General features: G+C 61.5%; 9 protein-coding genes. 4 read left to right on the top strand and 5 right to left on the bottom strand.

Annotation, left to right across the window (positions count from 1 at the left end; all coding sequences use genetic code 11):
* A partial coding sequence (locus QZ079_RS04650) for a hypothetical protein (protein ID WP_297035691.1) occupies positions 1-1,203 on the top strand: 1,203 nt, incomplete at its 5' end.
* Between the two features lie 50 nt (positions 1,204-1,253).
* Here QZ079_RS04650 and QZ079_RS04645 read toward each other — a convergent pair.
* Positions 1,254-2,813 (bottom strand): hypothetical protein, encoded by a 1,560-nt coding sequence (locus QZ079_RS04645; protein ID WP_297035688.1) that lies wholly within the window; start codon positions 2,811-2,813, stop codon positions 1,254-1,256.
* Between the two features lie 376 nt (positions 2,814-3,189).
* Here QZ079_RS04645 and QZ079_RS04640 point away from each other — a divergent pair, with 376 nt between their 5' ends.
* Together QZ079_RS04640 and QZ079_RS04635 are read left to right on the top strand one after the other, a co-directional pair.
* Positions 3,190-4,275, top strand: a complete 1,086-nt coding sequence (locus QZ079_RS04640) for a zinc ribbon domain-containing protein (RefSeq protein WP_297035684.1) — start codon at positions 3,190-3,192, stop codon at positions 4,273-4,275.
* 132 nt (positions 4,276-4,407) lie between these two features.
* Positions 4,408-5,730 (top strand): zinc ribbon domain-containing protein, encoded by a 1,323-nt coding sequence (locus QZ079_RS04635; protein ID WP_297035681.1) that lies wholly within the window; start codon positions 4,408-4,410, stop codon positions 5,728-5,730.
* A gap of 106 nt (positions 5,731-5,836) precedes the next feature.
* Here the strand turns inward: QZ079_RS04635 and QZ079_RS04630 are convergent, their stop codons facing one another.
* Positions 5,837-6,979 (bottom strand): DUF1385 domain-containing protein, encoded by a 1,143-nt coding sequence (locus QZ079_RS04630; protein ID WP_297035678.1) that lies wholly within the window; start codon positions 6,977-6,979, stop codon positions 5,837-5,839.
* Positions 6,980-6,984: 5 nt separating this feature from the next.
* Positions 6,985-7,872, bottom strand: coding sequence for an aldose 1-epimerase family protein (locus QZ079_RS04625; protein WP_297035674.1), 888 nt, complete (start codon positions 7,870-7,872; stop codon positions 6,985-6,987).
* Between the two features lie 392 nt (positions 7,873-8,264).
* On the opposite strand from QZ079_RS04625, the gene QZ079_RS04620 reads away from it, so the two are divergent.
* Positions 8,265-9,665 (top strand): hypothetical protein, encoded by a 1,401-nt coding sequence (locus tag QZ079_RS04620; protein ID WP_297035670.1) that lies wholly within the window; start codon positions 8,265-8,267, stop codon positions 9,663-9,665.
* Positions 9,666-10,021: 356 nt separating this feature from the next.
* On the opposite strand, the gene QZ079_RS04615 is transcribed toward QZ079_RS04620, so the two are convergent.
* Complete coding sequence (locus QZ079_RS04615; RefSeq protein ID WP_366926427.1) at positions 10,022-10,750, bottom strand: amino acid ABC transporter ATP-binding protein; 729 nt, start codon at positions 10,748-10,750, stop codon at positions 10,022-10,024.
* Positions 10,751-10,774: 24 nt separating this feature from the next.
* On the bottom strand, positions 10,775-11,630 hold an 856-nt coding region (locus QZ079_RS04610; protein WP_297035664.1), incomplete at its 5' end, for an amino acid ABC transporter permease.

Here is an 11,630-nt window from a genome sequence, read left to right as displayed (position 1 = left end):
CCCGTCGCCGAGACCGCTGTGCTGCCTGCCACAGACTCCGGCCCCGAGACCAAAGAAGCAAAGCCCGCGGAATCCGAGCCCGCTGGGAGCACCGCGGCCAACGCGCCTGCAACCTCCGCCCCCACCCCCGAGAAGCCGAAGCGCAAGAGCCATCGCACCGCCATCATCGCGGGAGCCATCGCGGCCGCGCTCGTTTGCGGCGGAGGCGTTGGCGGCGTGATCTGGTGGCAGGGCGAGCAGGCGCGCATCGCAGAGGAGGCCCGCATCGCCGCGGAGGAGCAGGCGGCCTATGAAGCAGCCCACCAGAAGTACCCCATCCAGCTCACCATCCAATGCGAGGGTCTCGATACCGCCACGGGAACGATGATTCCCCTGCACGTGACGGGCACGGATTTCGAGGGTAACGAGGTCGACGAGCTCTTCTTCACCGACCAGAACAGCACGGACGTCGAACTCATGCAGGGCGACTACGTGTTCGAGGTCCCCGCCTCCCCCATCGCAGCCGATGGAACCATCTACGATGTGGCGGCGCCCACAGCGAGCGGCCTGGGCGGAGCCGTGCACGAGGACGGCACGTTCGAAACGCAGAACGTGCTCATACTCGAGCCCATCGACGCTGTAGACGTCACCGACGAGCAGATCGAGGCCGCATACGACATGGCGGTGCAGGGCGGCTGTAAGAACGCCGACGAACTGCGTGATGCCGCCATCGCGCGGCGCGACGAAGCCGTCGAGCAACTCGAAAGCGGGTCGTTTGAAGCGGCATCCTACCGCTTCTCCATCCCCGAGCAGTGGATCGGCCGCGTGAACGTGACGATCGACGGCGATACCGTCATGATTGCCCCGAACGACCAGCCGGATCACGAACTCTGCACGCTCGAGGTCATCGATGGCGGGCGGACGAGTGCTGGAGACATCAGCAAGGCCACGGTTGAGGTATGCGACCTGGGTGACGGGCGCACCGTTATTGCCAGCGTGCCCAACTACTGCTATCTCATACCGTATGCGCTCGATTCGAACAGCACGGACCCCAGCGACTTCTACACGCAGGATGAGGCGAACGAGCTCGTCGACCTCCAAACCCTCGGGGCTTCCACGTACGACGATGCGCTCGCGGCATGGGATAACAACCCCGGCGTTGGCCTCACGAACGCAAGCGATGCCCTCTTCCAGCACTTCTCGCAGTCGGTCTCGGTGCGCTAACGATGCACGCGGTTCGCGACAGAGAAGAAGCCGGATGGGGAGCAGCCTCACTAGAGCAGCTGATCCCGCAGGCGCTGGACAATCTCGTCTTTGTTGTGCAGGAGCTCTTCCTGCAGAGGCTTGTGGAGGATCCGCTTCCAGTCGAGGCCGTCGCGCATACAGCGGACGAAGAGCTCGGCGCCCCATCCCTCCTCGCGGATGACATCGTGAAGTTTGCTCTTGAGCTTGGGCCACTTGTTCAAGATTCCGCGCACCTCTTTGAGTGCATCATCGAACGACTGGTTCTCCCGCTGGAGCTCCCGGGCGATCTCTGCGACGGACAGCCCGCCATTGAACTCACCGTCCCCTTGGAACAGGTCGCGCGCCCGTTTCGTGCGCATGCTCTTGAGACGGTTTTTCGCAACGTTCTTGCACTGTTCACTGCAGAACAGGCGCTCGGGGCCGCGGTGGGACACGAGCGAGAACGGCTTGCCGCAGTTACCGCAATACCCTATGCGCACCTTCTCGATACTGCTGGAGTACTCGTACCAAAGCCAAGCGAGGTAATTCGGAAAGCGCAGATGGCCGGTCTTTTCGTCGGCGTAGAACACATCGAGGCGTGCCTCCTGAAGATGCGCCGCCACGAGCAGGCGAACAAGCGAGGCGATAGGCGAGCAGTCCGCCTCGTCGAAGGGCACCTCTTCCATCGTGTGCACCGCGTTCTGGGCAAGGCCGTATGCATGGGCATCGCGGACGCTTTGCAGCTCTCCGCCCTCGATACAGGGCTGATCGAAATAGCGAAACACCTGGGCATCGACCCCGGCATCGAAATCGAAGGCGCGGCTCAGCGCAAGGTAATCGGGAAGGCTCATCTCATGGTCGAACGAGACGACATGCAGGTACAGCATGACCCCCGAATCGAGGTCGACCTCCTCCTTCACCGAGAGGAAGGCGTAGTTGATACGCCCTTCGCGCACTTCGCGCCGCACAAAGGGAGCCTCCAGGTGCTGAGCATATTCCGGATCGACCTTGCGCGAGATCACGATGAGGTCGAACTGCGCGCTCGTCGCCGGGTTCGTAAGGCGGTATTTCGCAATATTGCTAAAGGCGCCGCCGTTCAGCGCGGCAACGCTCATCGTTCCCTCGAGCTTCGAGGCAACCTGCTGCAGACGCGTGGCGAGGACGGCCAAGATGGCGGCAGAGCCCCAAACGGTCACGCGCTCCTCGTTGGACGCGCCGAACAGGGGACCGTGCTTGCACGCGAAACCGTAGAGGTCTTCCGCGTGAACCTGCTCCTTATCTCGCAGGGCAGGCTCTTCCCCCATCACTTCGGCGCAATCATCGGTATCTTGCGCGGCGCCATCTTGCTCGGACGGCTCCGGCTCGGCAATCTCATGGCGAACGCACTCCGCCAGCTCGAGCAAGGTGATGTGGTCCGGTCGGTTATCGGAATCGTCCGGCAGCACGGCCGAGCGTGCCTCGTCAACAGACATAGGTTCGAAGCGGAACGCCTGCCACTCGCCCGTACCTTTGTCGCTGGCGTCCACCCCATCGGCGATGGGTATCACCGAACGGCAGGGAACCTGGCCGCGCGTCGTTCGTATCTGCAGAAACGGGTCGAGCTCGCTCATCGTCTCCCCTCCTCGCCGTTCGGTCTAATCATACAACGCGTTTCGATTCAAACCGGGAGTTCATTATGAAATGCAGGATTTGCGGCACCGAAAACGATGACTATCTACTCTATTGCGTGATGTGCGGCGCGCGTCTCCCCAAACGAGCCGAACCCGAAAGCGCCCCCACTCATCAGGACGATGAGACTGCGCCACGCGCCGCACCGTCCCACAAGAAGGCCGCCTCGCGCGGAGCGACCACACGCAAGCAGCCGCGCAACAAGCCTCCGAAAGCCGAATGAGACCGCGCGGAGCGCCGCCAAGAAGCGCCTGCGCCGTGCCGTGAGCCTGCCCATCCCACCCAGTACCCATACCATCCACAAGATAAGGAGACGCGATGTTTTGTCCACAGTGCGGATCGAATATCGGTGACAACGTGAGCTTCTGCCCGCAATGCGGAGCGCAGCTTGGCGCTCCGGTGAAGCAAGACGCTCCTTCCGGTGCCGTCCCGTCCGCTGGCCCTGGAACGACACACAGCACGGCTGTGCCCACCGGCACCGGAACGACGTTCACCACCAGCACGTCATCTACTTCGAACATGAAGGCCCCCGAGCCACCCGTGGCATCTGCCCAAGAGTCCGAAGCCGACACATTTGCTGCACAGGTCTCGCGCGCGCAGACGCGGAGCAAGCGCCGTCTGCCCATGATCCTCATCGTCATCCTCATCACCCTCACGCTCGCTGCGACGGCTTTCGCCGCAACGTACATCTACCAGAACATCATCCTTCCCCAGCTCGAGGAGCAGGCGCAGCAGGATGCCGAAGCCGATCTTGCCGCGCAGCAAGAGGCAGAGGCAGAGACCCAGGAGGCTGCAGAAGCGGAACAGCGCGCCGTGTACGACGACCTGCTCACCACGTACCGAGATTCGCAGGCGCAGGGGTGGGCGAATGCCAGCTCATCCACGCTGAACGACCTCGCATCGCTCGGCGTCATCGTTGACCTGCGGGAAGATATGAACGTAAGCGTCACATACGACGAGCTCACAAGCGGCACCGTTTCGTACGCCTACGCCGATTTGGGCAACGATGGAACACTCGACCTCGTGATTGGCGTGCTCATCGGCAGCGGCGACGAATATAAGCTTATCGGAGCCTTCTCCACCGACGGCTCGGCCACGACCTCGCTCATGAACGGCTCGCTGCTCATGCGAGTCACCTGGGACGTAACCCGCGACGGCTACCTGCGCGCTCTCGGCTCCGACGGTGCAGACTCCGCTTCGGTCCAGCTCTACACGGTGGAAAACGGCACCGCGGTCAGCGCGCAGCATCTGAGCCGTATTGGCACCAGCTACTATTCCTACAACGACGACGGTTCAACGAGCCCCACGGATTCCGACACCTTCAACACCGCCGCCGACGCAGCTCAGACATCATTTGACCTCGACTGGATGCCGCTGGAAGACTTCTCGCCCAGCTCTGAATAGGCTGGGCGGCGAAAGCACAAAGCGGCGGAAATAAAAAGGTACCCCATCCCCAGGATATACCGAGTAGAATAATCCCAACACCGGGGTCCCGGCGCTTAGGCCCGAGACCCCGCTCGGTTGGGAAGGGGTACCATGCGCTGTCCTGTGTGCGAGAGCACCGTGAGCTCGTCGCTCTCGTTTTGCCCGCGCTGCGGCGCACGGCTTGGCACCCCTGCAGGGCGGGCCCGCGCGGCCGCCGATGGCACGAACAGCAGCATGCACTCCGCTACGGAAGAGGATGAGCCGGGCGGCTCTGCAGCCGTATCCGGGGCAGCGGGCGCATCCAAAACTGCGAGCACGCCCAAGGCGGCAGCCTCATCCGAGGCCGTCACCGTATCCGAGGCCGCAAGCGTCAACCCCGACGACACGGCGCCTTTGCCCCTTATCAGCGAGGACGAGCATTTCCTGCGCAACGAAAACCTATCCTCCCATTTCACCGAGGCGCAGGAAGAGAGCAAGAAGCGCCTACCTATGGTGCTCATCATCGTGATGTTCGTGCTCTTCCTTGTTGCGATCAGCACGCTGGCCATCGCCACCTACTACATCATCGAAAACTACATCGAACCGATCATTCGCGAGCTCACGGTCCCAACAATCTACGACGACAACGCGGAAGAAGGTACCGGCACAACCTTGGAAGATGGCGGGGGCCAGCAAGACGGAGCAACGGGAACCCAACTCGTCCAGCCGCCTGCCCCAGCAACTACCGCTCCTGCAGCGCCAACGCCGCCCGCCGGAGATGGAGGCGGTGGCACGCCGGCCACCCCCGTCGCCACCGAGGATGACCCCGCGAAGCAGGCGGTCTACAACAATCTCCTCGCTGCGTACCGCGATGCGCAGGCGCAGGATTGGCAGAATGCGCTCGATTCCGAGTACCAGGACCTCGTATCGCTCGGTGCAATCATGATCACGCACACAGACTCGAATGTGTCGGTCTCCTACGACCAGGTAGAAAACGGCACGGTATCGTATTCCTACGTGGACTTCGGCGATGACGACACGCTCGACCTCGCCATCGCAACGGTGCAGGATGATGGCTCCTATCAGCTGCTCGGCCTCTTCAACACCGACGGCGCAGAGCCCATCTCCATCATGAACGGAGCCGTATCCACTCGCTCGAACTGGAAGGTTCGCGAGAACCTGACCATCGAGAGCGGTGGATCGTTAAGCGCATGGGAGTACCGGGCGAACGTCTACGAGGTGGCTGGCTCGGAACTAACCTCCGTTGCCGCATATGGCTACGACAGCTACGGCTACTGGAGCGAAGATACCGAGGGCAACCGAACGTATATTTCACTCGAAGAATACCAAGAGCTGCGCAACGCCGCCTCCGCCATGCTCGAATGGCATCCGGTCTCGGAATTCGTGGAGGTAGCGCCGGATGAGACCGAGACCACAGGCAGCACCACGCCGTAGGGCGGCTGAACCTTGGCAGGCCATGCGAAAATCATGTGCAGCCATCTACGGCAGCAACAGCGCTCGCACTTCTTAGCTGTCGAGGCGGCGTAGCAGCTCACACACTTCACGCGCCCTGCGCCACCTCTTGCTTCGCCCGCTCGGCGCGAACCTCCTGGGCGCGGACGCGCACGAGCGACGTGATGGCGCACTCGAGCATGCCGCGATCGGGCACGCGCGTCGTGAGCCGCTGCATCTGGAGCCCCGGCCACAGCACCACGCGCACAAGCGGGTTATCGGGATGTCTACCCGCCCACCGCACGGTGATCTCATACGAGATGCCCATGACGACCGGCAGCAGCACGAGCCGCGACGCGAACACGATGAGCCCGCGCACGAGCCCCGTCGCGCCGAGCGCGTCCGCAAGCGCACCCACCGGTGCCACCGCGTTCACCACGATCGCGATGATGACCGTCATGACGATGAACGCCGTGCCGCAGCGCACATGGAGCCGCGAGAAGCGCGCGCAGTTCTCCGGCGTGAGGTCGAGCCCGTGCTCGTAGCAGTGAATCGCCTGGTGCTCGGCGCCGTGATAGGCGAAGACGCGCGCCATGTCCGGCATGCGTCCCACGCCCCATACATAGATGACGAACGCCGCGATCCGGAAGCCCGCCTCGACGAGGTTCCATGCCAGGCTGTTGTGCGCCTCAAGATCGCCCATGATGAGATTCGTCGCCGCAACGGGCAGCGCGACGAAGAGCGCGATGCCCAGGAGCACGCCCACCGCAATGGAAAGGTACATGCCCGGATCTTCAGACGCCCGGCTCTCGTGCGGCGCTTCGGGCGCTTCGGGCGCTGCGCCCGCCGCCTCCTCCGCAGCCGTCAAGGTGCCCTCCGTCGCCTGCGGCGCACCCGCTGCGTCCTCCTCGTCACGCGACGCCTCCTGCGGCGGCACGGTCGAGGACACAGACGGCGGCACCCCGTCATATGCGTGATCAACGGCAATCGCGAGCGCCTGGTACGAGATGCGCATCGACTCGACAAACGACACGCAACCGCGCACGAGCGGCAGCTTCTGCCAGCGCGGACGCGCGTCGGCATCGGAAAGCGAGCGCTCTTCGACGTACAGCGCGCCCGATGCGGTGCGCACCGAAACCGCCCAGCCGCATCGACCGCGCATCATGACGCCTTCGACCACCGCCGAACCGCCGATATGCGTTTGAAAGAGCTCGCCCGTCTCCTCACCGAGCCGCACCATCCGAGCCGTCACGCACCCTAGAGCAGTGTCACGGTAAACGAGCGCTCGTCGACCGCGCCGGGCTCGAGCAGCGTGATGTCGCGCTTGTGCTCGAATACGTCGTCCTCGCTCGTAAGCGTCGCGTGACCCGTCCACGGCTCGAGCGCCACGAAGGGAGCGTCGCCCAACGCGGACCAGATGCCGATGTACTTGAAATCCGCGAAGTCGATGCGCACGCCATGGCCGGACACGCGGCTACGCAGCGTGAGCGTGCCGCCGGGGACGTCGGTGAGCATCACGGCGTCGTCAGCGAAGAGCTCGTGGGTGAGCGGCATCGTGTCGGAGTGATCGACCGCCAGCGCCGCCGTATCGTAGGTAAGTAGGCCGCCTTCGGCTATCTTCGGCGCCTCGCACGTCCACGCCTCGGTAAAGGCGATCTCGTAATCTGCGAAGCGCTCGTTCGCTGTGCCCGGCGCCGGCACGTTGAAGGCTGGATGCCCGCCCACAGAGAACGGCAGCGTCACGTCGCCCGTGTTCTCGACGCGAAACGTCTGCGTAAGGCTTGCTTCGCCGGTGAGCGCGTACGTCATGTTCAGGCGGAAGGCGTACGGGAACTTCTCGCGCGTTTGGGGCGTGTCGCGAATCTCGAATGTCACACTCGATTCGTCCTGCGCCACCACCTCGTGTTCGACATCGCGCGCGAACCCATGGCGCCCGAGCGAAATCTCGCCCTGCGTGGATACGGCGCAGCCGCCCCGCAGCGAGCCCACGATGGGGAAGAGAATCGGCGCACGCTTCGCCCACCAGCGCGGGTCTCCCTGCCAGAGATACTCGCTGCCGGCAAGCGCGAGACTCATGAGCTGCGCGCCCATGGAGTCAATCGTAACGGTTACGTGTCCGTTCGTAATTGTCATGACCTGGGACATGTCGGCACCTTTCTCTCGCGCGCGTTGCCTGCATTATACGGTGGGACGTTTTTTGCTTACGCTCTAGGAGGCTTCAGGCTGCCTGACGCTACCGTTCGTGGGCGTTTTTACGAATACCCGTGCTATTATAAATAAACTCTGCGATAGCGAGGCCACATGCGAAGCAATTCCAGCGACATTCGTCTCGAAATGAATATCCAGAAGGGGGGGTCTGCCCTAGCAGACCGACCCTAGCGGTAGCTTGGCCAAAATCTGCAAAAGAAGCTCGCGCTGATGATGAGAGCGTTCACCCTAATCGATCTCCTCCGAAAACTTCATGCTCGCCCACAGAGGCGGCGACCCGGTCTATGCCTACTATGACCAACCGAAGTAAGAAAACAGGAGAAAGAAGAATGAGAAAACAAGCTTCACTGTCGTTTGTGCGAAAGCTCGGAGCGTTTGGCGTCGTGGTTGCGCTTGGGATGACTTTGGCGGCTTGTTCGTCGCCGAAGGCCGATACGGAACCGCCCGCCGAAGAGGTAGAAGCCGTCGAGGAAGAACCCGTCGTCGAGAAGATCGATGAGAACGCGGGCAATTACCCGGTGGTAAGCAGTGACGAGAACGTGTACTCGCTCAACTACTTCGAGAACGACGAGCCTGTGTTCGACGACGACATCAAGTACGGCTGGAGCTATGCCGGCGCGTACGCGGACGGCATGGTGGCTGTGAAGGCTACCCAGGGCAGCTACGACGAATCCTGGGAGCAGTGGGATGACCTGGAGCCCGTGGTCCAGATCATCGACCACGAGGGTAACGTGCTGTGCAACCTGAACGAGCTGCTGGCAAAGCCGAACATGACAATTGTATATATTAAGGGGCTCGGCTACTCAGATGGTTCCACTGGCGGTGATTTCCGCATTCAGTTCAAGGACGGCGCGTTGGCTCTTGAGGTCGAATACAGGTCGGGAGATGTACGGGAACATGCCGACTACCTAATCGATGAGAATTTCCAGATCGTGTACCAGTCGTCGGAGCTCTACAGCCTTTCCTCGTATGGCATCGCCTCGCCCCACTGGTGGACGCGCTCCGGGATAATCGATAGCACCGGTGCCGTGCTGCTCACCGACGACGACGTCGCGCAGCAGACGGGACTAGATTACGGAATTGGTGACGTGGAGATAAAAGGGTCTCACTATCTTTACGATGACTACCAGAACGGCCATGAAACGGTGGTGCGCGATTTCGAAGGCAACGTCCTGTTCACTTCTAGCTCGCTTGCCACAGACCTGGAATACGACTCCGCCGAGTTTGAGCTGAACTCGGATGATCGAACCATCGGCATTGTGCTGCGCAAGGGAGTAGACAAGCGAATCGGGCTGTACGATTACATTGCCGGCGAGTGGTCCGTCGAGCTGGAGAATCCCGAAGAAACGGGCATCATAGGATTTACGAGCCTGGACGGGCAGACCTTCAAGCTGGTGGACAGCGGCAACCCTGACTACGACCTATACACCATCGATGGCGAGTTGATTGCTGAAGACGTGTTCTGGTCGGAGAAAGCCACGTCTCCCCAAGGCGGTGAATGCTATCTGCTTTCTTCCGGAAATTCTTCTGAGATTAACTTGCTTGATCTCAAGAACATGACCGCGCGCGAGTTCCCCTACGACTTCACCCAGACCGGCAATAGCAATCCCTGGCATAATCGGCCGGCTACTGGTGACGTCAACGCTGAAGCAAAGTTCGTCACGGGAACGGCGGATTACGCCAGTGACGAAGCGCCCATAGTGGAATCCAACGGGGAGTCCAACGAGTAGCGTCAGGATAATCTTTTTGGACGGCACTCGATAAAGTTAGTGCTCAAGACAACCATACTGAGAGGCCCGCGCTCCCATCAAAGAGCTCAGGCCTCTCGCTCTTTCTGTTTATTTCTCACACACAGCATGTTCAGACCCCAATGCTCATCCGAACCATTTCTTTTCCCACCACCACCGCACAGGATCGCCGTGACGTTGCTGACCATTGGTACGCAGGTGAGTTCGAGACCACTTACCAAGACGGTCTCGACGATGCGCCAGGCATCTCGTTCTGTCCCAAAAAGGGACAGGTGCATTTTGGGACATCTTCCGGGCCCGGACAATGGGTTGGAACGAACACGTCCCCAATCAACCCATTAGTCGTCCAGATAGCGCGCCAAAAATTCGCGGGTGCGCGCTTCGCGGGGCGCCGTGAAGATCTGCTCGGGCGTGCCCCGTTCCGCGATGACACCCTGATCCATGAAGAGCACCTCGTCGGACACGTTCTTCGCGAACGACATCTCGTGCGTCACGACCACCATCGTCATACCGCCCGTCGCAAGCCGGCGCATGACCTCGAGCACCTCGCCCACGATTTCCGGGTCGAGGGCGCTCGTGGGCTCGTCGAAAAGCATAAGGTCGGGGTTCATGCAGAGCGCCCGAGCGATCGCCACGCGCTGCTTCTGACCGCCGGAAAGCGTGCTCACCGCGGCGCGCGCGAAGCCTGCCATGCCCACAGATTCCAAATGCTCCATAGCGACGCGCTCCGCCTCGTCCTTGCGCATCTTCTTGAGCATGACGGGGGCAAGCGTGCAGTTATCGAGCACGTTCTTATTGTTAAAGAGGTTGAATCCCTGAAACACCATGCCAATCTTCTCGCGCAGGGCGTTCACGTTCACATGGTCTGCAGCGAGGTCCGCGCCGTGGAACCATACATGGCCGGCATCGGGCGTTTCGAGCAGGTTGATGCAGCGCAGAAGCGTCGATTTGCCCGAGCCCGAAGGACCGATGATCGTCACAACCTGACCGGGCATGACGTCCAGGTTGATGTCGCGCAGCACCTCGAGGCTGCCGAACGACTTGCGCAACCCTTCGATGCGCACCATGGGCTGTTGTTGCGTATCCATGAGCTACACATCCCCTCGGTCGTGGCTCGCCCTGAGCATTTCTGCCTGCACGGTGGAATCGGACATCACCACAACCGGCCCCGTCTGCGCGCTCAGGCGCTCGGAGAACTTGGTGAGCAGCTTCGTCGCGATCATGGTCAGCACAAGATACGCCACCGCAGCGATCATATTCGCCTGCAGTTGCTGGTAGTAGATGCCGGCGATGGAATTCGTGGCGAACATGAGGTCGAACGTGCCAATTACCGAAAGCACCGACGAGTCCTTGATGTTCACGACGAGCTCGTTCGAAAGACCGGGAATCGCATACTTGATGCCCTGGGGGAACACCACCTTACGCATGGCCTGCCATTGAGAGAGTCCCAGCGAGCGCGCCGCCTCCATCTGCCCCGAATCCACCGATTCGATGCCGCCGCGCAGCACCTCCATCATGTAGGCGGTCGAGTTGAGCGTGATGGTTACAAAGCCCGCGATGAAAGGCGACCACACCACGTTGACCTCGGAGGTCGTGAGGCCGGTACCGCGCAGCAAGGCGATACCACCGAAAAAGATGATGCCCGCTTGCACCATCATGGGCGTGCCGCGCACCACGGCACTGTAAACCTTGGCAAAATCCACGCCCAGCACCTTCCAGAACCGCACGAAGTCGTTATCCGATCGATCGATGGTCTGGATACGGCAGAACGCAAGCAGAAGTGCAAGGAAGAACGCGAGGATGGTGCCGAACACCGCTTGCGCGATCGTGGTGGTGATGCCTGTGATAAACGTCTGTCGTCCCTGGTAGAACATGTAGAGCGCGCTAGCGAGAGCATCGTCTACAGGGCGCGACGCGGCGGTGGTCGCAACCATCCAGGCCGAGGCG

This window comes from uncultured Enorma sp. (genome assembly GCA_905210055.1).
Classification (GTDB): domain Bacteria; phylum Actinomycetota; class Coriobacteriia; order Coriobacteriales; family Coriobacteriaceae; genus Enorma.
Note: the sequence above shows the minus strand (reverse complement) of the source record. Positions and strands in the feature narration are given on the sequence as shown.